Raw genomic sequence first — 24,201 nt, 5'->3', positions numbered from 1 at the left:
ATGAAACTTCTGAAACTCCTTGTAGCCAGCCTTATCGCTGTGTCTGTCTTTGGTGGAGCAAGCTCTTTTGCTGCTGACACCATCTCGCAAATGCGCAACGCGGACATCCTTACCCAGGATGCCGCACCGCGGATCCCAAAAGTTGTGAACTCTGACGAGCGTCAGGTGCGTAACTACCCTGAGCAGCCACCATTGATCCCTCACAAGATCGACGGCTACCAGATCGACAAGCGCCTGAACAAATGCATGACTTGTCACAGCCGGACGGCAATTGAAAAGTCTCAGGCACCGATGATCTCCATCACGCACTTTATGAACCGTGATAATCAGTTCCTGGCGTCTGTTTCCCCTCGTCGCTTCTTCTGCACCCAGTGTCACGTGCCTCAGACTGAAGCCAAGCCACTGGTTGAGAACACCTTCGTTGACGTTGATGACGTGCTCGAAGGTAAGACCGACAAGTAGGAGCACACCGTATGTTTTCAGCTATCAAACGGTTCTGGCAGGTTATCCGCAAACCTAGTGTCCATTACAGCCTTGGCTTCTTGACACTTGGCGGGTTTGTCGCTGGCATCATCTTCTGGGGTGGTTTCAACACCGCCCTGGAAGTCACCAACACAGAAGAATTCTGCATTGGGTGCCACGAGATGGAAAACACTGTCTATCAGGAACTTAAGACCACCATTCACTATACCAACCGGTCTGGTGTGCGTGCGACTTGTCCTGATTGTCACGTACCTCACAACTGGACCTCTAAGGTTGCCCGTAAGATTCAGGCATCCAAGGAAGTTTACGGCAAGATCTTCGGCACAATCAGCACACCGGAGAAATTCGAGGACAAGCGTCTTGAGCTGGCAAGCCATGAATGGGCTCGCTTTAAAGCCAACGACTCTCTTGAATGCCGTAACTGTCACAGTGAAGAGTCCATGGACTTTACGCGTCAGAGTGTGAGAGCTTCCGAGCAGCACGAGAAGTTCCTCGTGAGTGGTGAGAAGACCTGTATCGACTGCCACAAAGGCATCGCGCACAAGCTACCTGATCTGAGCCTGTTGAAAGAGGGTCACTAAGAGTGAAGCTTGCTTGATTGGTTACGGTCAAATCTCGCGAATTCACTCAAGCAAAGACTTTAGAACTCAAAGCGTGTTTGCAAGTGCGCGCGGCGAGTTCTAAGACCCATCACATGCTCAGACAAAAGAACCCCGCGGTTTGAAACCACGGGGTTTTTTCTTGTCCACATTTATTACATACTTTTATCAATTAAAATTATATGAAGTTTACTCCAGAGGGAGGTTTCCGAAAAATGCCTCAGAGTCACCGCGATTTAGCGAGAGTTTTCAAACATTAGCCATCTTATATTTGTCTGAATTTTTAAAGGTTTTTTCACTCTAAATATGCCCCAAATTTCCTAAGGGATATCCTCCAGCTTCGCACTGGTGCTATTTAACACATCAGGAAAAACGGGGGGCCGTATGCTCTCTGATAAGCGAGATTATTAGAGCGGTAAATTCATTAAGTCATTGATTTAATGAGCTAATAAACTCGTCCTCAATTCTGCTGTGCGACATCGACATCGCAGCTACAAAATTAGAACGGGTAGCGCAAAACAAGCGAGACCTCTCCGTAAAGGGCATAACAAGATGAACGCTTTGAAGCTTTCTGCTGCGATTGCAGCCCTCGCTGTAGGTATGGGCACGGCTCAGGCTGCCGAATTTAAGGTCTCCGACGGAGTCGTTGAGAGAACCAGTATTCCCCGTGGTGATGGCGAGTCAGATCCAGGTCCAGAAGTAGTGCGCGGCCAAACAGTTACCGTCGAAGACATCAAGATATCAGACCTTAGCAAACCTCTCCAAACCACAATAAACAATAAGGCAAGGCAGAGTTCTCTTAACGAAACAAATACACATCTCAATGGTGTAGATAAACGCCTCAAAAATGCAGAGGGCTCTATACAGCGTACAAAAGCAATTGCTGATTATAATTATGGTACAAATAAAGAGCAAAGCGGTTTAATTCACGCCAACACTGATAGAATTCAGGAAAATACAAAGTCCATCAAAGCCGTCGGCGAAGAAATCTCTGATGTAGCGGAGCAAGCTTTAGTTAATAGCTACGCTATTTTAGATAACGACTACAATATCGGAGTGAATAAGTTCAGAATAGATGACCTCTCGAGTGATGTTGAAAGAAATTTGGACTTGATCGATCATAATTATGACGATATTAGCGTAAACAAAGCAGAAATTGCAACAAACGCCAGTGACATCATAGAAAATACAAGTAACATCAATTTAAATAAAAGATACATTACTAGTAATGCAAATTTCATATTGAAAAATTCCGAGAATATTGTGACAAATACACGTGGCATCACCAAAAATACAGCATTTATTCTTGAAGACAGGAAGAATATTACCGCAAACAAAACCAACATCGCGACCAACACTGCAAATATCTCCTCCAACACTGATCGCATCGTCTCACTGGAACAGGATGTTGACGAGCTTCGCAGCGGTGTGGCCATGGCTGTGGCGATTGCCAATGCGCCTGTCCTTCAGGGTGGCAAAAACGGTATCTCCGTTTCCGGTGGTTTTGGACACTTCAAAGGCAAAGCCGCATCTGCTCTGAAAGTGGCCTTCCTGCCAACCGAGAACATGGCTGTTACAGCTTCTGTAGCCACGGACTTCAGCAACAACGTCACTGCTGGTGCTGGCCTGGGCTTCTCCTTCTAACAAGGATGTAGATCATGAAACCAATCTGGATCCTGCTGACAGCGGTAATGCTCTTTTTCTTTCAGGGTGTGAATGCGTACAGCACCACTGAGCCTTCCAATGAAGAGGATTGGTCAGTCAAATGCAGCAGTGACCTGTGTCAGGTCTATGCTGAAATCCGGCTTGAGAACGGTGCGCTGGTAAATTCCATCATGTTTCGCAAACTCGAAGCAGATGTGTATGCAGCTATTATCAAGCTGCCGCTCGGGATCCACATCCCCAGCGGTATCCAGATTGGCATTGATGATGATGCCTTGTTCAACGCAAAGCTGATCACCTGTCAACCAGACGGGTGTGAGGCAGCCTTTAACGCCAACAAGACCATCGTCAATTTCCTCAAGCGCGGCAAAGCAATGTCCATTGTGCTGACCAAGTCCAGTGACCGCAAAAAGCTGGCGCTGAACTACTCCCTGATCGGCTTCACTCGCAACTGGGAAGAATTCACCAAGCGCATGGCAGTCTTGCTGCCAGATGAGACAACCGGCTGATTTGCCCTGCCAAGACCCATGGTTGAAGCTTTAAGCTTTGAGGTCTATATTGAGGAAGATAGGAACGGGAGGCTCTCGCCCCCCATTCCCGTCGCTAGATGACTTTAATAAGAGCTCGGAAGAAGATGGTCAGTCGATTCCGGGCTCTTGTCATGCGCAGCTTAAACTTAAGCTTAATCGCAAGGTTCATCCAACATACCACCTCCTTACCAGGCCTTGCTACGATCGGAGTGCCTAACTCTCTCCGATTGCGCGGACTGACACGCACTGCTGCTTTGCAAGGAAGTGGCAGATAGCAGCCTAACAAGCCCACAAACACTGCGCGTCCCCAGATCATCTCCCGCACAAAACACCTAGCTTCATCTCTGGGTATCAGGTCTCATAATCTCATGAGGCTTCCCGATCACTACGCGCGAAAAGAAGCCATCGCTTAACGCTTTGTTTTGTCTGTCAGACCATGAAGTTTGCCCCTGCTGTACAGCGTAAACTAGGATTACACAGAGCCATAACACGCAGCAGGAAGGTGACGTCGTTGACCGACCGAGTGAAGAAATCTGAGCACCTCTCAAACATCGCGGCATTTTATTCTGAGAAGCTTGCGGACGCGAAGGGCAGAAACATCTTCCAGCAAGCACTTGCTCCTGATTATGATGCACAAGAGATCCCGGAGCACTTGCTTGGGTCCAGTTTCGGCTGTGGCAATCCGCTGGCTTTCTCGCATATAAAAGAAGGGGAGACGGTGCTTGATCTTGGCTCCGGCGCGGGGCTGGATCTTATCCTCACCGCCGAGAAGACAGGTCCGTCGGGTAAAGTCATAGGCATTGATGTCAGTGAGGATATGATCACGCTGGCCAAACGCAATTGCGTGCAGCATGGCCTCCAAAATATTGAACTTCATCAAGGCGTTATTGAGCATCTGCCATTCCCGGATCAGTCCATGGACTGGGTCATCTCAAACTGCGTTATCAACCTGTCTGCCGATAAAGCTGCGGTGTTTTCTGAGATCAACCGCGTGCTCAAGCCGGGCGGCAAGCTGGTTATCTCAGACATGCTGGCGGAGGATTTACCGGACTGGCTACATATGCATCAGGATCTTCTGTCCGTCTGTATTTCTGGCGCAGTATCTGAAGCAGCTTATTTGGAGTACGCAGGAAACAGCGGTCTCACTGCGCTGACAGTTCTGGACCGTATGACCTATGAGGATGCCGTTCTGAAACAGCTCATCAAAGACGAGCTGCCCGTTGCATTGGAAGAACTGGCCAGACAACTTGGGCTTTCAACAGATGCAATGCTGGACAAAGCAGCCAATGAGCTTTCAGGCAAGGTGAAGGCCATCAAGCTATACGGCGAAAAACCATCCTAAGGCTTCGGCTTGTGCAATTCAGGCTCTCTTCTGGCCTAGCAAAACATAGTAGCCGACACCCAGCCCCATGAGCGTCAAAGCAATTAGTGCGGCCACAAGATCGTATGCAAAGCACGACGTGAGCGCCAAAAGCGAAAGAACAAGTGTTACATAGGCTGTCTTTTGCCCACCCGGAGCACGATAAGGCCGGTGCAATTCTGCATAATCTCGTTTCAGCAAAATATAGCTGACGCTTTGCAGGGCGTAGGAGAGCGTTGCGCCAATCACCGCAATGTTGATCATCAGCTCGCCTTCTCCACTTACCGAGCAGATAAACCCGATCACTCCCGGAATGATCAATGCCCAATGCGGAACTTTTCGAGAGCTTATGGCAGACATGAAGCGGGGCAAATACCCTTCCCGCGACATGGCGAACACCAGCCTGCTGTATCCGAAAATAATGGAGAAGAACGAGGCGATTAGTCCGGCCAGTCCCACCAGATTAACAACATCCGCCAGCACTGACTCTTCACCAAATACATGCTTCAGCGCATCAACCAATGGCGCGCCATAATCGCCAACTTGCTGTGACGAGGCAGCCCCGGGAATAAACACCACAATCAAAACCGCACTCACCAGCAGAAAGAGCATGGCACCGATGATGCCTCGCGGCAGATCAACAGCTGGGTCCTTTGCTTCCTCTGCTGCAAGCGGCACACCTTCAACCGCCAAGAACAACCACATGGCAAACGGAAATGCAGCCCAGACGGACACCGCATCAAACGAGAACAAGTTCGGTTCTGTCGATGCGTTGTAAGAGGATGCGGCAAGATTGCTCAGGCTGAAATGAGGGCCAAGTGCCAGCAATGTCACGACAATTGCCAGCACGGCAAACACCGTCACCACCAGCATAAACCGCAGCGCTTCTCCCACCCCAACCAAGTGCACTCCGATAAAAACCACGTAAAACACTGCGTACACGAAAGGGCCGTTGATGCCCCAAAGCGCTTCAATATATTGCCCGATGAAGATGACAATCGCAGCCGGAGCGATGGAGTATTCCAGCAACACCGCCAGTGCGGTGGCAAAGCCCCCAGTATCCCCCATCACCTTTCGTGAAATCCGGTAGCCTCCCGCGGCACTCGGCAATGCGGCAGACATCTCAGCAAGGCACAGAACAAGGCAGAAATACATCAGCCCCATCAATGCCACTGCGATGACCATGCCGAACCAGTTCGTCACCGCAAATCCATAGTTCCACCCGGCAAAACTGCCCGAAATCACATAGGAAACCCCGAGTGTCGCCAGCAAAAACCAGCCTGCGGCTCCCTTTTGAAGCTGTGATTTCTCTTCGTGTGCCATTGCAATTGATGCCCATGAACGGAGCGAAAGCCTGGAGTAGGCCACCAGCTTACTACTCCTGCCCCAACACCCAACACCCGCTATTTCTCTCGGACTGCCCCTAAGCATCAGTTGGCGTAATGTTGACCCTCTCGCCTTTTCTGCATTAATTCCCATTCACGGGAATCTATTGAAACGAGCCGCCTGATCATTGGCGAGGATGCTCAGGCTCAGCTAGGTTTTTGGGATGACCTTTGCATTGGGAGGAGCGAAGCTCACTTAATCCTAGCGATTGTCAAATGGGTTTTGACTTGAAATGTCAGTTGACCCTCGCGATTAGCATGAGGCTGCAAAAGGGTCTTAAGTTCATTGTGAAAGTCTTGGCGGCGCGCTCCCAGCTTTGCCAGCGCGAAAGTATCACGCGAATGCTGGCACAAGATAAAGTCCTCAACGGTTTGCCGGAAAGGCTGCGAAACATACTCTTTGGTTTCAAGGAGATTGATATAGTCCAAATGTTTGGTTTGGGTCGCCTGCCATTTATTAGAATTTACCTCTTCACCTGTGATTTGAGACACCCATTTTGCCAAAAATTGTTGCCAATCATCTTGCCACGGCGGCTGAAACGCTGCATCGCCCTGAATGATTGCAAGAATATGATTTTCACTCACGTGCTTTGCAAGTTTAGGGAACAGCCTGCTTGGTTCCATCCAGTGGATGCTTGATGCAAAAGTGACTGTGTCAAACTTACCCGTTAATGGTGCTTCTTCGGCTGTCGCTTCCACCCATTCAAGGTTGTCTGTCCTACCGTTTTCCAAGGACCGGCCTAATTTGATCATGTTAGCGGAGGGGTCGACGGCACAAACCTGATCAAAGACTTGCGTCATTGGTCTGGCAATTTTGCCCTCGCCGCAGCCCAGATCCAATAAGCGGTGTGTTGCGGAAGACCGATCAATGATGCACTCGTAAATTTGGTGAGCGTAAGGAGGGCGGCGCGGGTAAAAACCCGCAACATCAGGTGCTTTGAATGTGGCCCCGGCAATGTCGGACAATGGAATTTCTCCGAAAAAGGCGCACCATCCCTAGCTTCGTTACCAAGAGAGAGCTGGTATGCTTTAAGTGTATGATTATACTCAATTGCCCTGCGCCGCTTGAGTGGTTCGACTTGAAGGTTAGTGCATAGTTGGCTTTTGGTCCACAGGCACGCTGCTCCTGCGAATGCCTGTGAGCTGATGAATGGCGGCAAGTAGGAGAGCTGGATCATCTCGTTGCTAACTACACCCCCGAACATAAAAACCCCGTGGAGGGGATCCGCGGGGTCTCTTAGGTCTGCCTGATAAGGGGGGTGAATCAGGCAGGCGCCTGAGCGGTTTGGCGGGTGCAGACGGAGGCGAGCTCTTCTTGGGCCTGATATTGAGAGAGGAACACTTTGCCCGTCAGCTCATCAAGGAAGTGCGAGCGTTGCAGGCGATCCATCACCGGGCCTTTCACCTCTGAAAGATGCAGCGTGATGCCTGCGTCTTGTAGTCGGTGATTGATGGCTTCCAGAGATTCCAGAGCACTCAGGTCCACCTCATTCACCGCAGAACATTGCAGCACCACATGTTTGAGGTGTTCGTCATCCACCGCGCGGTCGTAGATGTAATCTTCCAGAAAACGCGCATTGGCGAAGTAGAGGCTCTCATCAATGCGGATGGTCAGCAGCTCTGGCGTTGTCAGCACATCATGCCGATTGACGTTGCGGAAATGCTCGGTACCCGGCACCAGCCCAACCTCTGCAATGTGAGGTCGGGATGTCTTGTAAAGGTAGAGACCAATGGAGAGGATCACGCCTGCAGAGACACCTGTCTCAACACCGAAGCCGAGGGTCAGCAAAATGGTAGCAGCCACGGCTGAGAAGTCAGACTTGGAGTAGCTCCAGCTGTGCTTGAGAATGCTGAAATCCACCAGTGACAACACCGCCACAATAATGGTCGCAGCCAATGTGGCTTTGGGCAGGAAGAAGATGAGCGGTGTCAGAGAAACCGCAGCAATCGCCAGACCAACCGCCGTATAAGCACCAGCAGCCGGCGTTTCTGCACCTGCATCAAAGTTGACAACTGAGCGGGCAAAACCGCCCGTTACAGGGTAGCCACCTGTGAAGGCTGCACCAAGGTTGGCTGCGCCAAGACCAATCAGTTCCTGATCAGGGTCGATGCGCTGACGCTTTTTGGCCGCCAACGTTTGCGCCACGGAAACGGATTCCACAAAACCAATGATGGAGATCAGCAGCGCAGGAATAAACAGCGCACCGATTAGCTCACTGGAAAAGCTTGGCATGCTCAGCGGTGGCAGGCTTTGCGGCACAGCGCCCACAATCTTAACTCCGGCTTGCCCCAGCCCAAAAATCCACGTAACAGCCGTCGTCACCACCACTGCGGCAACTGGTCCGGCCTTGGTCAAAACATCTGCAAGACGAGGCTTCAGGCCCAAGTTCAAAAGCATCGGCTTCATGCCTTTGCGCACCCAGAACAAGAATAATGTGGCCGAAACACCGATTAGAATCGTCGCCAGATTGGCTTCGCCCAGATGCTCCCAGATGGAAAAGACAATCTCTACCAGCGTATGCCCTTTCGCATCCACGCCCAGAATGTGTTTGAGCTGGCTGCTGGCGATCAAAACACCTGAGGCCGTGATGAAACCGGCAATTACAGGGTGGGAGAGGAAGTTGGCAAGGAAGCCGAGTTTGAACACGCCCATCAGCAGCAAAATACCGCCGGACAGCATGGCAAGGGTCAGTGCAGCAATGGCATAACCTGCTGTGCCACTGTCTGCGATCTGGCCAATCGCGGCTGCCGTCATAAGCGAAACAACAGCGACAGGGCCAACCGCCAGTGCACGGCTGGTGCCAAAGATGGCATACAAAATAATCGGGAGAATTGACGCATAAAGCCCGGCTTCCGGCGGCAGGCCAGCAAGCAAAGCATAAGCAAGAGACTGCGGGATCAGCATGATCGTCACAATCACCGCTGCAATCATGTCATTAGAAAAACTGTCTTTATTATAGTTTCTGCCCCAAGTTAAAACGGGCAAATATCGCCGAAAGGCCGAGGAGAACATGGGTCTGCCTTCAAAGTGCATAGATTAATCCGGGGAAGCAGCTCCCCCGGACACATGATAGTAATTCAGCAAAGGCCGCAATGCTTATTTTAGCTTGCGCTAACCTTCTCAGGCTTGATCATCCATTCCTTGCCGCGCAGCATTGCCCACCAGTAAACCGGTGGCAGAATCTGCTCTTTAAGGATCCACGCCGCGCGGGTTGGTTTGGTGCCATCCAGCAGACATGTGGGGAAGCTTGGCAGCAAGGTTCCGCCATACCCGAACTCAGCCAGTACGATTTTGCCGCGCTCCACGGTGAGCGGGCAGGAGCCATAGCCGTTGTACATCGCTGGTTGTGAGCGACCTTCGATGTCTGCAACAAGGTTTTCAGCAACGATTGGTGCTTGCATGCGAGCTGCGGCGGCTGTTTTTGCATTGGGTGCGTTCATCACGTCACCCAGCGACCAGATGTTGCTGTGCGTTTTGTGGCGCAGCGTTATCTGATCCACATCCACCCATCCGGCAGCATCCGCCAGTGGTGACACGCGGATGAAATCCGGCGCGGATTGCGGCGGGCATACGTGGATCATGTCAAAGTCAACTTCCACCCGCTCAACTGGCGTGTCCGGCTTTGCCACGTCAAACCATGCCTTCTTTGCAGGGCCATCAATGGCGACCAGATTGTTGAAGAAGTTGAGGTCTGCGTTGTACAGGTCGATGTATTTTTCCAGCGCAGGCACATAGTCCTTCACACCAAACAGCACACCACCAGCATTGTGGAACTGGATGTCGATGTTCTTCAAAACACCTTGCTTGCGCCAGTAATCACCAGAAAGATAAAGCGCTTTTTGCGGTGCTCCGGCGCATTTAATTGGCATCGGCGGCTGGGTGAAGAGCGCACGGCCCTCCTTCATGTTGCTCACCAGTTGCCAAGTGTAGGGCGCCAGATCGTAACGATAGTTAGAGGTGACGCCGTGCTTGCCAAGCGTGGACACAAGACCCTCCACCTTGGGCCAGTCCAGCTTCAGACCCGGGCACACCACAAGGCGATCGTATTTCACGACGCGGCAGCCATCCAGAATGACCGCATTGTCTTGCGGTTCAAACGCAGCCACCGCGGATTTGAGCCAGTGCACGCCTCGCGGAATCAGAGAGCCCATGGTTTTAGCAGTCTGGGAGGCATTGAAGATGCCACCGCCAACCATGGTCCAACCCGGCTGATAGTAATGAATATCAGCAGGATCAATGACAGCGATCTCAAGATCGCTCTTTCGGGATTTTAAACTCGCCGCGACAGCGATACCCGCAGCCCCACCGCCAACAATCACCACATCAAACGAGGCATCTGCACGGTCTGTTGGGGTTTTGCCGCCATTGGCAATGCGGCGCACAACGCCTGCCATGTCATAGCCAGCGGACTTAGTGGCTGCCAGAATATCGGCCACAGTCAGCGTTTCAGCCTGGCTGAGAGACCACAGCGTGGCACAGCGCGTGCCAGTGCGGCAGTAAGCCAGAACAGGGCGCGGAATTTCGTTCATGGCCTTGCCAAAGGCCTCGGCGTCTTCATCAGACACCTTACCGGAAATAACCGGCAGATAGCGTGTTTCCAGACCCAGCTTTTTCGCAGCCGCTTCAATCTCGTCAAACACCGGTTGGTCTGCACCTTCCCCATCCGGACGGTTGCAAACAATACTGCGGAAGCCCAGGTCCGCGATCTTCTGAACGTCTTGCGCAGTAATCTGCGGACAGACAGAAAGTGATGAGCTGATACTCTTAATATCCATGATGTTTCCCCTCCTCACATCATCAGATCAAAGTGCGTTGACTGGCACTTTGAGCATTGGAACGCCGTCCTCATCGGTCGGCACTGCACCTGCACGCATGTTCACCTGCAAAGACGGAATGATCAGCTTTGGTACGTCCAGCTGTGCATCACGCTCGGTGCGGAATTTGATGAAGTCCTCGCGGGAATGGCCTTTACCAACGTGGATGTTGTGTTCTTTCTCCGCGCCCACTGAGGTTTCCCACTCAATGTCGCGGCCATTCGGGCCGTAGTCGTGGCACATGAACAGGCGCATCTCGTCAGGCAACGACAGTACCTTCTGAATGCTGTCATAAAGCGTTGCAGCATCCCCGCCCGGGAAGTCCGCACGAGCAGAACCGCCATCCGGCATAAACAGAGTATCGCCCGCAAACGTCGCATTGCCCACAACGTGAACCATGCAAGCGGGAGTATGACCCGGTGTGTGAATGGCAAACGCAGTCATGGTGCCGATCTGATAGCTGTCCCCGTCCTTGAACAGCTTGTCAAACTGGCTTCCGTCGCGCTGGAATTCGGTTCCCTCATTGAACACCTTGCCGAATGTGTCCTGAACCACGGTGATGTTCTCACCAATGCCGATCTTGCCGCCCAGCTTCTCCTGAATATACGGAGCAGCAGAGAGGTGGTCGGCATGAACATGGGTCTCAATCAGCCACTCAACCGTCAGGCCATTGTCCTGCACGTGTTTGATGATCTCATCCGCATTATCATAGGTGATGCGGCCCGCTGCATAGTTGATGTCCATAACGGAATCGACGATGGCAACAGAAGATGAGGCAGGATCCTTCACCACATAGCTGATTGTATTGGTGCCGGGGTCAAAAAAGGCCCTGACTTCAGGCTCGACAGCCATGTTCACGGGGTAGTTCGTCATAACTTCCTCAATAAGTTAACGCGTGCGCAGTGGCGGTCGATGGTACGTGCACTTGTTTGTTTTCGTGTTCGACCGCCTGCACAGCCGCCTAAGCATTTCTTATTATATTTTTTTGTCGGAAATCAGTTTGTGATCTCCGGAAACATGCTTAAACGCGGCAGGTTTTAATTCCAAAAATGGAGTAGAGCGGGCAAATCCGCACGGCGGAAACCAGCAGCATTACAATGCCAACAATGATTGCGCCATAAAAGAAAAGTGGCTGCATAAACAAAGAAATGTTGGTAGACAACGGCAGTGCAATCAGCACAACACCGACAAAAAACGAAGAATGCGATCAATAGTTCCAACGTTAGCCATCATAGTCTCGTCCTCCAGGTACGTGGCCTAACGGATAACGAGTCTTCGCAAAGGGTTCAGTGACGAAGTCACCAAACTCGGCTCCAAGCCCCTCTTTTCTTCGAAGCGCCTTAAAAATCAATGCGAAATGCCCAAAGGCCATAATGCCAGCTGGACATCCCAGAACAATCCATAGGTTTCAGAGACCTAATTTCTGGCTAGCATGGCGTTGAAGGGCACTGCGGGGAGATCCGATTGCCCAAAACGTGCGCCAGAAAGCAGTTGGGGTTCCAGTTGACCGAAGTTTCTGTAAAAAACCGCGAGCTTTACGCTCAACTTCATAGATCTAACCCCGGATACGGCACGTCTTCATCCTATATGATGGATATCATATTGCCGCTGGCTGCGGATGCTCAGCCCAAAACCATTCTCGATTATGGCTGTGGGAAAAGCTCACTTATTGATGACGTGGCAACACTTCTTAAAAGCGAAGCACACCGATACGATCCGTCAATTCCTGAGTATTGTAGCAATCCTCAAGGGAAGTTCGACCTTGTTCTGAATACCGATGTATTGGAGCATGTACCGGAAACTGAACTGGATCTTGTTCTTAAAGACATCAGAGCAAAATCAGCGAAAGTTATCTTTCACATCCCGACGCTCTATGCGACAGCTCTACTTCCAGACGGTTCGAACGCCCACTGTACAGTGAAGCCCTCCCCGTGGTGGCTCGACAAACTCTCTGAGTACTTCCCTTATGTTGACGTCCTTCGAAGTGCTACGAACGATCAGCAGTTTTACATCACCTGGCAGTTGTCTCAAAAGGGGCGTCAAGACCTGAAAAAGGTCTATCGTCAGCGAAGGCGCGCCAACTCACTTGCAAAGCGTAAACACATTTTGCGGCTGCTACGCATGAAGCTTTTTAAGGGGTATGTTTCCAAACAACAGCTGAGAGATGATATCGCTGGAAAACGTATCGCTGTTGTAGGAAACGCGCGTTCACTGAGCGAAAAGCAATATGGTGCAGAGATTGACGCACATGATCTTGTCATCAGGCTAAATCGCGGAGCAATACCTCATACGAGCAGCCATGGACAAAAACTATCCTGGGTCGCGACAAGCATGAGTGTTCCCAAGAGCTTCGTCTATAGCAAGCAAATACAACGGGTTATCTGGACACCTGCCAATAGGAGTTTTTCTCTTCCTCAGTGGTTGGTAAAACAGACCGACATCGTTTACCTGCTGAAAAAAACTGAGCTCAAACGCTATCTTAACCGCACCACCAGAAAGACAAGTACCGGCTTTGTGCTTCTTTGCCTCTTGGAGGAACTTGGCGGATACGGGCAGATAGATGTTTATGGGTTTGACTTTTTTGCTACCGCAACAAACACCAATCACATTGATCTGGACAAAGCACACCAAGACCATAACTATGAGCTCGAAAAGAAGTTCCTCGTAAAATGGATGGCTCGCGATCCGAGGGTTGCTCTTAAACTCTGAAGATTTTAAGCATGTCGCGTTTATGTGCATTCACGCACCAAGCTCTGAAGCCTTAATTTCACGCGTATTCTTATTCGAAAACCGGAACCACTTTTCGGGAATGCGCTCTAGGCTTTTGCCAGAACTTCCAGTCCGGCGCGGTCAACAATCTCGATGGTACCTCGGGATTGGGTGATCCAGTCACGGCGCTGGAACTCGCGCAGTTGGCGGGAGATGACCTCGCGCGCCGTGCCCAGTTCTGCTGCCATTTGCTGGTGCGTGGTGGCCACCCGCTTGCTGCTGCCAGCAAGTTCCAGCAGTTTTTGCGCAAGGCGGATGTCCATGCGTTGAAACGCAATCTCCTCGATCACCAGAAACAAGTCCGTGATGCGCTTGGAGTAGGCAGAGAACACAAAGCGGCGGAAGGTTTCGGATTGGGCAATGAGATCATCAAAAACCATGCGCGGAATAGCGACTGCCTGCGTGTCTGTCTCCGCAATGCCTTCTGCTGAATAATCCTCATAAGCCAGCAGACAGGCCGTCGTCAGCACGCAGCTTTCGCCTGCATGCACGCGGTAGAGAATGATCTCGCGTCCACCTTCAGAAAGTTGCTGTACACGCACGGAGCCCGAAAGCAAAAGCAGAAGATTTTCCGGGGCTTTACCAGGACCAAAGATGATGGTGTCGGCAGGCACAGAGACAATGGTGCTACGATTAACCAGAATGTCCCTGATGTGATTTTCCAGCTTGGAAAGGCCTTGGAATCGATCGATCCAATTGGCAGCAGCGGTTGTCATGGTTTCCTCCCGAAACGCCCCCAAAAATGCGTATATTCTTGGCATAGTGCATAAAAGTGTTTAGCGCAATCAGGGCCTTTAGCAGAAGAATAATCTAATGACCCTGTTCTACCAGCTGCATTCAGGAATAAATTTTCACTTCAGCCTTATTCTGCGCGTTCGCCGACAACACCCAAAGCCTCTTCAGCTGACAAGCGTTCTTCCGGAGATAGTTTCAGCAGGCCTTTAATCGCGCCCTTGATGTTGTCCGGTGTGCCATCCAACCGCGCTTCCAGCTTTTCATCCAGCAAAGATTGATCATTGCTGCTGCCACTGCGGAATTCCTGAAGTTCATCAATCAGCTCCTGCTGCGCATTTTTGCCAGCAGCTGCCGCAACAAGCACAAGACCACCTGCCCAGGAATCCACCTTAGAAGACAGCTCGACCCCATCAACAAACCGTTCAGGCGGCTGGTTGTTTGGCGTACCGCCAATCTCCATTTCAAAATGCTGGCCATCCTCACAATCAGCGGCAACACCCTCATGCGCCGTTGCATAGTCAAAGCTGGTGATCACCGGTTCTGTGCTGTCTTCCTCACGAAATTGAATGGTGTCGATGTTCAGATCCTGATGGAAGATGTTCCGCTTTTGCAAAAACGAAACTCCGGCCAGAAGGCCCCCGGCGAAGTCGTTGAGCGGCTCTTCATCCATGCCTTTGTCTTCTGGGAGACGGTCATCCAGTGACCCACCCTTCAGTTTTTCATGGATGGCGAATGGCTCCCCAAACTCTGTCAGGCCTGCGCCTTTCAGCTTCAGAATATTCTCACTGCCGAGCGCCTGATCAAACTCACCAAGTGCGGTGAGGATCTTAGCTTCGTGCACCAGCAGCTCAGCGCCCACAAAGGTTGGCGGGGAATCCGGTCCAGCGGAATACGCGTTTGGTCGCTTAATCACTGCATTTTCCATGTACGGATAGTCTTGCACCACGCCAGACGCGTCATAAGACAGCACATTTTCCGCATTGGCCGCACCGCCCGTTACAGGAGGACTGACCTTGCCTGTCACATCCATGGCATGCTCTTCAGAAATGCCAAACATGTTGCCATAGGGCTGTTTGCCACCATTTGTATTGCCGTGTTGAAAAGCTGAGGGCACGGAGTCCGGCTCAATGACCATGGTTCCATCTGGTTTGGTTTGCACCTTGATGGGGCTGTTATCCGGAGGCGTTTCACGTGCGCTTGCAGACCCCGCTGCAGCTTGAGCTGGCGGTAGATCAATGCTCAGGACTTTGGCAACAGCTCTCATCCACGTGTCATAGTCAGCCATTGTCACCTCGGAAAACCTCACAAGTCTTACAAACCACTCGTGATCTCCTCGTTTCAGCCAAGAGTTGGATGGAGTATCGTTTGTCGCCTGAACGGTGGAAAGTGATCAGCCAAAACAGCGTGTAAGCGGACCTACCAGAATGCAGAGAATTACATCTATCGCCGGCCCTCAATCAGAGCCAACGTCTGCTCAACAAGATCAGAAGAATTCCGGGAGGGAGGCTTTAGCTAAAGCAACGGGGCATGTCAGCTTTCCACCCCAACGCCATGCCGCCCTTTGCTGTGACTGAAAGCCGTTGCGCCGGAAACAGTCTCTCCGCTGGAGATTACTGAAAGGCCGCGCCGCATCTCATTCCTGATCGCCTCTCCTTCTGTCATGTCCCACTGCTCAAACATGGAAAGCCGGTCACTGCGCATGCACATTTGCGGAAATTGCGCCATATGCGCCGCCAATTCTTTCGCCTTGGTGAGAGCCTCCCCGTCTTCCACGAGGCGATTGACGAGGCCAAAGGCCACGGCTTCCTCACCGCTCACACTGCGCCCTGTCAGGATCATATCTGAAGCACGGGATTGGCCGATCAAACGCGGCAGGCGGATGGTACCCATATCAATCAATGGCACACCAAACCGCCGGCAATAGACGCCAAACACCGCAGATTTTCCGGCAACGCGCATATCCGCCCAAAGCGCCAGCTCCAGCCCGCCAGCCACTGCATGGCCCTCAATCGCCGCTATCACTGGTTTTGAAAGCCGCATTCGAGACGGGCCCATCGGCGCGAAATCGCCTTCCTCTTGCAGGGTATTAAGCTTGCCTTCTGAAATGGCTTTAAGGTCAGCCCCCGCGCAGAACGTGCCTTGAGACCCGGTGAACACGGCAACGGAGAGGCTGTCGTCCTCATCAAAGCGAGTAAAGGCATCCACCAGCAGCTGCGCCGTCTCCCCATCCACCGCATTGCGCCGTTCAGGTCTATCCAGCGTAATAACCGCCGTCGTCCCCTCAACCTCAAAACCAACCGCCATAAACCCCTCCCCTGAAATTCAGGAGAAGCCTAACAGAACTTGCCAAGCCCCGTCAGCCATTCAAAGGTGGAGTATGGGGCTCTATTTATCAGTGCGTTTATGGGGGATTTATTGCTTGGGCTTTCTTCTGAAGATACGCCCAAGCACGACATCTAAGACCTTTTCGAGAGCAAAGAAGGCTGCACCTGTTCCCAGTATTATGAGGATGGGAATGCGTGTGAGAAAATACAGAAACTCCCAAATGACAAGAAGCCAGCCAAGTATGCCTGTAACCACAAGTGTTTTACTAGGCCTCTTCTTTCCGCCTTCATTTTCCAATAGCTCCTCCCCTCTTCCCGACCTAAACAATATTTGGGGAGAGGAGCCAATATTGCAAGTATAGGTTGTTTCTACACTCACAGCATTGGGGGGATTTGGGAAGATTGGTCATGTGGCTATTGGTATAGACATTCTCAAATCAAAATGTCTATACCAATTCTGAGCATCCAGATCTTCAGAGCTGCGCCAGCAGCAGGCGCAGCTTCTCCAATGTTTTACAAGCTAAAGGACGCCAGAGCGCTTGGAGATGTCGCATTGACCAATGAGAAAACCTGTTTGGCGAGCTCAGTCTGAACGTGCTGCGCTTTCTCGCGCGCCAGATCTAAATTCATGTCCTTGTTAATTTCCGCCGCAACTTCAGCATCAACAGGGCCTTCTGGCTGGGACAGCAGCTCAATCTGAGCATCACGAGCAGAACCGATACTGTCGTAAACATCCTCAAACGCAGCGTTCCAATTGATGAATGCCTCTGCCAGAACGCTTACAGCCACGTCGGCAGTATCACCTGCCAACATCTCTGAGAAATCAAAGGTGAGAACGTTGATCCCTGCCATGCCTGCATTTTCTGCAGCTTCTCCATTGAGGATCCAGGTCAGGGTGTTTGTCTGATCGTTTGGCTCACCATCCGTGCTGCCCGGAAAAATGCTCTCCAGTTGCTCACGAATGTCATCATTCTCGAGATACGGGTTATCAGGATTAAACTCGATGCCATCTGCAAGTATTGCCTGAACGTTTTCTTGAAACTTGGAAAGCTGATCAACAAAACTCGAATAATCACCAGATCTGTTTGCTATCTCCGCATGTGCCTTCATCAAAATAGACTCGATACGAAGAGGCATCAGCTCCATGTTAAGTTCAGAAGCATCAAATATAAGCTTTTCCTCTGACCAATCTCTTTCAAAGATCTCAGCGTAAACCTTGTCTGCAGCTTCTGCATCCAGGGGAGCAGGCTCAAAGATGCCTTTAGCAGCGTCAACCCGAAAGCTCTTGAAGCTTTCATCTGCTTCAAAATAGGCCAGAGTCGAACTAGGTCGCTCTACAGGGTTCTGTGTTTCGAACAGCTGAACACTGCTAGTATTTAAATCAACAGAATTCATGCTTCTGTCCCTCTCTGGAAATAATGGGACATCTCGGTAAATCCGAGTCTGCAGAAGAGCATCATGCACTTTCATCGAAAGTCTGCAGCAAACCTGACAACGGAATCTATTTCAAAGAAAACAACGCAATCAAAGCTGCAAGTATTCTATCACAATACATGCATAATTCACATGAATTATAATAAGTCATGCAATTCACTACTTAGGAAAATCGATTTCATTAGGTCCAGCCTCAACACACCTGGAACTATATATTGGTATAGACACTTTAAGAACAAACTGTCTATACTGCCTACATGACAGATCTTCCTCTCGCCTATCAGAATCTCGCCGCCGATTATATTCAGAAAACGCATGATGACAGCAGGGCTTTGCGGGGCTCGGTTTATCAGCAGGCGAAGGGCAATGTGGAGAACGTATTCGTCAAGATGCCGGTCGGAGCCGGGCGCAAGAGCCTGTATGTGGGGCCAGCATTGCAGCCGGAAACGCAGGCGAAGGTCGAGCAGATCAAGTATGCCAGCGAGCGGGCGCGAGCGCGGCGTAAGGACCTGAGCGTACTCAACAAAGTCGGCGTGCTATCGACACACAGTTATGCGGGCCGTGTGCTGGATGCCATGACCTATCATGGCCTGTTCCGCAATGGCGCCATTCTGGTGGGCACACTGGCCTATCAGTGCTACCCGTTGCTGTTAGGGTGTACGTTACCATCCACGCAGCTGGCGACGGATGACGCAGATCTGGTGGCTGCCTCACTGGCCATCAAGGCAGATGAAGGCATTGATATGCTCTCGATCCTGAAAGACGCCGATCCGAGTTTTGAGCCTATTCCGGAACTGGATGGGCGCGCCAAGCCGTCCCGTTTCCGCTCTCGCATCGGGTTTGTGGTGGACTTGCTAACCCCAACCCGCAAGCGCGGCGAAAAGCAACCGCTGGAGCTGCAGGGGCTGGATGCGGGAGCCATGAGCCTGCAATATCTGGCTTGGTTGATTGACGAGTCCACACCTGCCGCCCTGCCCTTCGGGGCGGGCATTCCGGTGTATGTGCCACGACCAGAACGCTATGCCGTGCACAAGCTCATCATCTCACAAAAGCGCGCGCATACAGCGACAAAGGTGACGAAGGATCTGGCACAGGCCAAAGCTCTGATCGAGGTCATTGGGCGCACCCGCCCCGGCATGATCAGCGACGAACTGCTGGCGGCACAATCCCAAGGCAAGCAAGGTTGGAGCGATCCCATCGTGAAAGCCATGAAAGCCCTCTGGCCCGACGGCTCCTGGCAGGAACGCCCTGAATTTGAGGAGTTTGTAGAGGGACTGTAGGCCCACTTTCAAAACTCACGCCATGAACAGATTGCTAATGTTGCAGTCTTGCGAAAGATGCCCCTTCTCCCAAATGGAATAAACAATATTCCCAGCAGTATTGAGGACAGAAGGCCCCAACTCATTTCCGTTCATATCAACGGCACAAAATGAAACTGCTGAGAAGTGCTTGTACCGCCCCTATCAAAAATCCGATAGCACATATCCGGCTTCAGCTCTCCGTCCATCTGTCCTTTGATAAACGCGGTTTCCAAATACCCGTAGCTATCAAACTCACCATTTCCAACCCACATAACACTCCCCCTAGTATTGGCCTCACCTGCATCAAAGCTGAGAGTATCGCCTGCATACATACTGAGCATCTCTGCCTTTATAGGGAGCTAAAGTCACGGTGGCAGCACAACGACCTCTCAGCATTCAGGGGGCCTACTGCCCCTCAGATTTCTTGAAGGCTTAAGGAAGACGCGTTATATTAGGCAAGTGGAACGGGAAGCGCTAACTCCCCGCTCCTTTCGTTAGGTTACCCTAAAGAGGGCCCGAAAGTAGACTGCCAGTCGTCTTCGGGCTCTTTTTATCTTGAACCTCAATTCAAATCTCACCTAACCACCACCTCCTTTGACCAGGCTTTGCTTCTGTCGGAGTGCCTAACCTCTCCGATTGCACGGACTGGCGCGTGCTGCTGCTTCGCAAAAAGGTGGTATAGGAGAGCGTATGCTGACCGGAACAGACCGACAACATTATGATTTATCTAACTTATTATCACTGGTTTATTTTAAAGGGCGAGATCTACTAGTTTTGAGCGCCACCTCAGTTCGCCCCGCCCTTAACTCGCCTCAGTCACACTCACATGCTTCATCAGGAAAGCATGGAACACCGCGTCGAACTCCTCCGGCTTTTCGATGTAGGCGGTGTGGCCGCAGTTCCTGACCACATAACGCTCAACGCTTCCGCCATTTGCCTCATAGCGGTCCAGTGCTTCGGAGGTTTGGGTGACCATCGGTTGGGGCGGGAAGACCTCTTCGCCAGGCCAGCTGGGGAGGAAGCCGAGTTTGCCTAATGAGCCCAGATCGAACATGGATGTATCAGAGACGACGAGATCATCCGCACCATGCACCCAAAGCACAGGCGGTTTGGCATCAACATCACAGAACCCCAGAGGGTTTGCCTGACGGGTGGGTACAAGCGCATTGGTGCTGCCATAACGGCCCGGCGCGACACCCGGCCAATTGGGCGAGGGCACCACATCCCCCGGATAGGATTTGTCGCCGATATGCTGCGCAAACATTGTTGCCATGTAATCGCCTAGCCGCTTAGGCTGGAAGGGCGGCTTCCAGACAAACGTGTTGAGGATATTGCGCGGAGAAAAATCGCTCCTTGTACTGCTGTCTTTGCCCATAAGCAGCTTTACAAACTCAGGATTCACTGCTGCAGCCCCGCTGCCTGCTCCGTCTTCAAAACACGGCGAGCCATCCGCTTTGCAACACCCAAAGCCAAAGGGAGAGGACGGGCTGACTTGCGTGAGCGACAGCACCCGTTGCGGATAATCGGCAAGAAACTGCCAGAGCACGCCGCCGCCGAGCGAGTGGCCAACCATATGCGCGGCCTTGATACCCAGCTCGTCCATCAGCGCGGCAAGATCATCGGAAAAATCCTTGGTGCCACGGGTTGCATCCACCACGGCGGCAGGGTCAGCGCCTGCATACCCACGCAAATCTGGTGCAATGGCACGAAAAAACTTAGGCAAGCGCTGCATGGTCTCTTCAAACCATGTAGCAGCAGAAAGACTGCCATGAATGAAGAAGATCGGCACACCGTCTTCAGGGCCAGAAAACAGCACCCGCGTGGTCAATCGCTTAGACTGAACAGACCGCGCTTCGAGAAGTGTTGGAATCTCAATCATCTTCACCCCAATGCTTTGGTGCACGTTACGAGCTGGCCCAAGAAAATGCCTGGGACAAACACGCAGGACCAACGGCTTAAAGCAGTTTCGTTGCCCTCAAATAAAGGCAAACCACCTCAAATAGCTAAAATTTGAAGAATGATGGCGGCGCGAATGCACCAATGTCAAGATACCACGCCATGCACGTATGGTGGGCAGAAACGGGAGAGCAGGCGACAAAGCAGAGGCGTGCGGTTCCCGTCACCGTGCCCGCTTGGCAGGTGTCGCGAGGGCTTTGATTTCCAGCAGGGCTTTTACTGCGATTTTGCGACTGGTCAGGCTGAGTTGCCGCTGCCAGGCGTCTTCATGACGCGACCAGCGGAACGCATTGCTCTTTAAGATCCGGCAGATCTCCTCGCTGGGTTGCTCATCAAACACAAACTGAATGCGGTTGATACGCGGGTTTTCTCTCACCGTCAGCCCAGAAATACGAATGCTTCCCGGTTCAACCAGTTGCTGTTGTTGCCGAGGGTTGTCTTGGGGCATAGCCTCGATCCTTTTTCTATATGCTATTCCTGAACATACAGAGACAGGATGCCAACGGGCAGGTCTGGTCTGATGCCAGTTATCTGACCCGTTGAACTCCCTCTCCGCATCACCCGGCACAGGGGTGTGGTGCTGCGATCACCCTCAATCTACGTAGGTAGGGTCACCTGAATGTTGAAGCAGGGCAAGAACCCGTAGACTGCGATCCTGTAGGTCCTCATTGTGTCCCATAATTGCGTGATTGATAGTGAGCAGCATGTCGTATTCCCGTGTGTGCTCCAGCCGACTTGTCAAAACGATGTTCAGAGCTTCCACGAGGTTCTTCAATTGGCAGGATGCAAGTTGAAGGCCTTCTAATTCCTGATGAAAAGAGGTTTCGTCCTCTCTGATAATATTCAATTCCGACATTCCACCTCACCCCGTATTTTTTAAACTAATGACTTATTCCGTGTTTTTATTATCCCGCGAATGCCTCCGGTATTTTGCAGGAGACACCCCAAACTGCCGCGTGAACGCGCTTATGAAATTGTTGTAGTGGCGATAGCCAATGTGCTGCGCGATTTTGGAGAGCGAGGCATCGCTCTGCTCAATCGTTTTGCGTGCAATCTCCAGCCGCTCGTTGCGGTAGACCTCAAAAACCGTCCCTCCAAAAATCTTCTTAAACCCGCTGTTCAGACGCTTCTCACCAAGGTTCACTTTGTACGCCAGGTCACTCAAAGACAGCGGCGTGCTGAGGCTGCCCATCAGCAGCTTGTAGGCTCGTCGAACACTCGCCACTTCGTACTCATTGAGCATTCCGCCAGCAGACACCTGATTGCTGAGAAAGTTGGCTTTCAGTGCCAGCAGCTGCAGCACGGCTCCTTCAATAAACAGGTTCCGCATGGTCCCAACCAGCGGACTGCTGATCATCGAGCGCACGAGCCGCCGCATTTCCGGCGTCGGTCGAAACTCCAGCAGGTGAAACTCCTGCTCGCTTGGTTTCAGAAATGGTAGAAACGTTGCCGGAACGTCATCTTCGAGTGCCCCAGCAAGGAACTCCTCCGAAATGGAATAGGAGAGCATTTGCAGATCTGTGCCGCGCGCGATCTGAAATTTGGTGGTAGACGGCCCGTACTTTACAAAATTAGCCCGGTCCGCACTCAGGCTGAACTGTCCAACATCAGAAACTGTTGCAATCAATGAACCCTGCAAAAGAAAATTTCCAGATATCGTGCAAGCTTCGCTTCTAAAAGATGTATAACAGGCGCTGAAATCACGTTTTGGTAGTATTTTTGCAATCCGAACTTGAAGATCTCTATTGTATTCAATGTTGCTGATTATAGCAGATACGTTTTCATTGTTTATATAGAGTGGGGCAGATGCATCAAAGTACTTTCTGAAATGTCCATCTTGTATATGGGACCACTCTGACTGCATTAAATATTCCACTCATAACTATTCCAAAAATAAATTCATTATGCATTTATACCTAGCGCATATTTTCAGTAGCAACTCAACTACTCAACTTAACCCCAATATTACCGTTGAGAATATTTTTGCCTCTCTAGAATAGTAATAAGAATTAACTGAAGTGTCTCTGCGTGATTACAAGCGGTTATACCCGGAGTAAATCCAGTCAAAGCAAAGAAAAGATGCAATCTACATAAGTAGTGATCTCTGGATGGACTCAACAACAACGATACACTTAATGAAACGACGCTGGCGTGAGCCTTAAGCCTTTTTCAAAGCCTGCTGCATGGTGCGGTAGGATTGGGTTTGCAGGGCGTTTAAGGAGAGGTTGAAGCTGTCGGCCAGTTCGCCGATCTCCTGCTCGTGCTGAGATAGCATGTCGGCGTCATCTGTCATGATGGCCAGTTCAACAAAACGGCCAAGGTCAGGCAGCTCGTCCAGCGTGACGTGGAACTTGCCGAGGAAGTAGATGTCGCGTTTCTTTTCCAGCCGCTCGACCTCCTCAAACCCCAAAGACAGGATCATGGCGTTCGTCTGATCTGCATCTGCCATATCCATAGAGATACATTTGTCCGGCCCCGGCCCTTTGCTGATCCAGAGTGCCCGGCCTGACGGGTGCATGACACGCAGCACGTGTTGCTGGTTGTTGTTGGCAAGGCGCCTGTCTGCAAGATCATAAAAGATGTCTTGCTCGGTATTGCCAAGGGTGAAGGGCACGGCTCCACGCGCTTCCAGCTGACTGCGGATCACCTCAAGATCGGCAACAGCGTATTTGCGCTCCACTTCATAGATACCGATGAAGTGATCACCCGGATCACACAGCATGCCTTTGGTTTGAAGATCGGTCCCAGTCATCACAGGCTCCCTAAGCTCATAAGAGTATCCTTAAAAAGCGTTTGAGAGGGATGCAAGGGTGGAAACATCACGGACCACTGTTACGTAGCCCGTGAT

General features: G+C 51.4%; 24 protein-coding genes. 7 read left to right on the top strand and 17 right to left on the bottom strand.

Annotation, left to right across the window (positions count from 1 at the left end; all coding sequences use genetic code 11):
* From PsWM33_RS04540 to PsWM33_RS04520, 5 genes are all read left to right on the top strand, one after another.
* Entirely contained in the window at nucleotides 1-462 is a 462-nt protein-coding gene (locus PsWM33_RS04540) for a nitrate reductase cytochrome c-type subunit (protein WP_063299379.1), read from the top strand.
* A gap of 11 nt (nucleotides 463-473) precedes the next feature.
* Nucleotides 474-1,064 carry a cytochrome c3 family protein gene (locus PsWM33_RS04535; protein WP_057462110.1) on the top strand — a complete coding sequence of 197 codons (591 nt, stop codon included), beginning with the start codon at nucleotides 474-476 and terminating at the stop codon, nucleotides 1,062-1,064.
* Between the two features lie 570 nt (nucleotides 1,065-1,634).
* Nucleotides 1,635-2,726, top strand: a complete 1,092-nt coding sequence (locus tag PsWM33_RS26670) for a YadA C-terminal domain-containing protein (protein WP_153039897.1) — start codon at nucleotides 1,635-1,637, stop codon at nucleotides 2,724-2,726.
* 14 nt (nucleotides 2,727-2,740) lie between these two features.
* On the top strand, nucleotides 2,741-3,253 hold the full coding sequence (locus PsWM33_RS04525) for an invasion associated locus B family protein (RefSeq protein ID WP_082826877.1): 513 nt from the start codon (nucleotides 2,741-2,743) through the stop codon (nucleotides 3,251-3,253).
* 532 nt (nucleotides 3,254-3,785) lie between these two features.
* Entirely contained in the window at nucleotides 3,786-4,616 is an 831-nt protein-coding gene (locus PsWM33_RS04520) for a methyltransferase domain-containing protein (protein ID WP_063299378.1), read from the top strand.
* 18 nt (nucleotides 4,617-4,634) lie between these two features.
* Here the strand turns inward: PsWM33_RS04520 and eat are convergent, their stop codons facing one another.
* The 6 genes from eat to PsWM33_RS04490 form a co-directional block, all read right to left on the bottom strand.
* On the bottom strand, nucleotides 4,635-6,002 hold the full coding sequence (eat, locus tag PsWM33_RS04515; protein ID WP_208994392.1) for an ethanolamine permease: 1,368 nt from the start codon (nucleotides 6,000-6,002) through the stop codon (nucleotides 4,635-4,637).
* Between the two features lie 209 nt (nucleotides 6,003-6,211).
* A complete protein-coding gene (locus PsWM33_RS04510) occupies nucleotides 6,212-6,985 on the bottom strand; it encodes a class I SAM-dependent methyltransferase (RefSeq protein ID WP_063299376.1) in 774 nt (257 codons plus the stop codon).
* A gap of 298 nt (nucleotides 6,986-7,283) precedes the next feature.
* On the bottom strand, nucleotides 7,284-9,032 hold the full coding sequence (locus tag PsWM33_RS04505) for a SulP family inorganic anion transporter (RefSeq protein WP_063299375.1): 1,749 nt from the start codon (nucleotides 9,030-9,032) through the stop codon (nucleotides 7,284-7,286).
* 89 nt (nucleotides 9,033-9,121) lie between these two features.
* Entirely contained in the window at nucleotides 9,122-10,795 is a 1,674-nt protein-coding gene (locus PsWM33_RS04500) for a bifunctional protein tyrosine phosphatase family protein/NAD(P)/FAD-dependent oxidoreductase (protein ID WP_063299374.1), read from the bottom strand.
* 27 nt (nucleotides 10,796-10,822) lie between these two features.
* Nucleotides 10,823-11,707 carry an MBL fold metallo-hydrolase gene (locus PsWM33_RS04495; protein ID WP_063299373.1) on the bottom strand — a complete coding sequence of 295 codons (885 nt, stop codon included), beginning with the start codon at nucleotides 11,705-11,707 and terminating at the stop codon, nucleotides 10,823-10,825.
* 148 nt (nucleotides 11,708-11,855) lie between these two features.
* Nucleotides 11,856-11,972, bottom strand: coding sequence for a YgaP family membrane protein (locus PsWM33_RS04490; RefSeq protein WP_244276652.1), 117 nt, complete (start codon nucleotides 11,970-11,972; stop codon nucleotides 11,856-11,858).
* Between the two features lie 365 nt (nucleotides 11,973-12,337).
* Between PsWM33_RS04490 and PsWM33_RS04485 the strand changes: the two genes are divergently transcribed.
* Complete coding sequence (locus tag PsWM33_RS04485) at nucleotides 12,338-13,543, top strand: glycosyltransferase family 29 protein (protein ID WP_208994390.1); 1,206 nt, start codon at nucleotides 12,338-12,340, stop codon at nucleotides 13,541-13,543.
* Nucleotides 13,544-13,650: 107 nt separating this feature from the next.
* Here PsWM33_RS04485 and PsWM33_RS04480 read toward each other — a convergent pair whose 3' ends face one another.
* From PsWM33_RS04480 to PsWM33_RS04460, 5 genes are all read right to left on the bottom strand, one after another.
* Nucleotides 13,651-14,319: a Crp/Fnr family transcriptional regulator gene (locus PsWM33_RS04480; RefSeq protein WP_063299371.1), complete on the bottom strand. Its 669-nt coding sequence runs from the start codon at nucleotides 14,317-14,319 to the stop codon at nucleotides 13,651-13,653.
* Between the two features lie 146 nt (nucleotides 14,320-14,465).
* The gene (locus PsWM33_RS04475) at nucleotides 14,466-15,623 is read right to left on the bottom strand and encodes a protein kinase domain-containing protein (protein ID WP_063299370.1); all 1,158 of its coding nucleotides are present in this window, start codon (nucleotides 15,621-15,623) and stop codon (nucleotides 14,466-14,468) included.
* A gap of 245 nt (nucleotides 15,624-15,868) precedes the next feature.
* Nucleotides 15,869-16,642, bottom strand: coding sequence for a crotonase/enoyl-CoA hydratase family protein (locus PsWM33_RS04470; RefSeq protein WP_063299369.1), 774 nt, complete (start codon nucleotides 16,640-16,642; stop codon nucleotides 15,869-15,871).
* A gap of 108 nt (nucleotides 16,643-16,750) precedes the next feature.
* Nucleotides 16,751-16,960 carry a hypothetical protein gene (locus PsWM33_RS04465; RefSeq protein ID WP_063299368.1) on the bottom strand — a complete coding sequence of 70 codons (210 nt, stop codon included), beginning with the start codon at nucleotides 16,958-16,960 and terminating at the stop codon, nucleotides 16,751-16,753.
* A 215-nt stretch (nucleotides 16,961-17,175) separates the two neighbouring features.
* A complete protein-coding gene (locus PsWM33_RS04460) occupies nucleotides 17,176-18,057 on the bottom strand; it encodes a hypothetical protein (protein ID WP_063299367.1) in 882 nt (293 codons plus the stop codon).
* A 296-nt stretch (nucleotides 18,058-18,353) separates the two neighbouring features.
* On the opposite strand from PsWM33_RS04460, the gene PsWM33_RS04455 reads away from it, so the two are divergent.
* Nucleotides 18,354-19,376, top strand: coding sequence for a GSU2403 family nucleotidyltransferase fold protein (locus PsWM33_RS04455; RefSeq protein WP_063299366.1), 1,023 nt, complete (start codon nucleotides 18,354-18,356; stop codon nucleotides 19,374-19,376).
* A gap of 131 nt (nucleotides 19,377-19,507) precedes the next feature.
* On the opposite strand, the gene PsWM33_RS27280 is transcribed toward PsWM33_RS04455, so the two are convergent.
* The 6 genes from PsWM33_RS27280 to cyaB all read right to left on the bottom strand — a co-directional run bounded on the left by PsWM33_RS27280 (nucleotide 19,508) and on the right by cyaB (nucleotide 24,105).
* Nucleotides 19,508-19,738, bottom strand: a complete 231-nt coding sequence (locus tag PsWM33_RS27280; RefSeq protein WP_193778361.1) for a hypothetical protein — start codon at nucleotides 19,736-19,738, stop codon at nucleotides 19,508-19,510.
* A 461-nt stretch (nucleotides 19,739-20,199) separates the two neighbouring features.
* The gene (locus PsWM33_RS04445) at nucleotides 20,200-21,276 is read right to left on the bottom strand and encodes an alpha/beta hydrolase (RefSeq protein WP_063299364.1); all 1,077 of its coding nucleotides are present in this window, start codon (nucleotides 21,274-21,276) and stop codon (nucleotides 20,200-20,202) included.
* Nucleotides 21,277-21,516: 240 nt separating this feature from the next.
* Complete coding sequence (locus tag PsWM33_RS04440; RefSeq protein ID WP_063299363.1) at nucleotides 21,517-21,801, bottom strand: hypothetical protein; 285 nt, start codon at nucleotides 21,799-21,801, stop codon at nucleotides 21,517-21,519.
* Nucleotides 21,802-21,945: 144 nt separating this feature from the next.
* A complete protein-coding gene (locus PsWM33_RS04435; protein ID WP_063287863.1) occupies nucleotides 21,946-22,209 on the bottom strand; it encodes a hypothetical protein in 264 nt (87 codons plus the stop codon).
* Nucleotides 22,210-22,242: 33 nt separating this feature from the next.
* Nucleotides 22,243-22,980, bottom strand: coding sequence for a helix-turn-helix transcriptional regulator (locus PsWM33_RS04430; protein ID WP_208994389.1), 738 nt, complete (start codon nucleotides 22,978-22,980; stop codon nucleotides 22,243-22,245).
* Between the two features lie 531 nt (nucleotides 22,981-23,511).
* Nucleotides 23,512-24,105 carry a class IV adenylate cyclase gene (cyaB, locus tag PsWM33_RS04425; RefSeq protein ID WP_063299362.1) on the bottom strand — a complete coding sequence of 198 codons (594 nt, stop codon included), beginning with the start codon at nucleotides 24,103-24,105 and terminating at the stop codon, nucleotides 23,512-23,514.
* Nucleotides 24,106-24,201: the final 96 nt, after the last annotated feature.

The sequence above is a fragment of the Pseudovibrio sp. WM33 genome, assembly GCF_001623165.1.
In the GTDB taxonomy this organism is placed as follows: Bacteria; Pseudomonadota; Alphaproteobacteria; order Rhizobiales; family Stappiaceae; genus Pseudovibrio.
The sequence above is the reverse complement of the archived record's forward strand: the minus strand, read 5'-3'. Positions and strand labels throughout refer to the sequence as shown.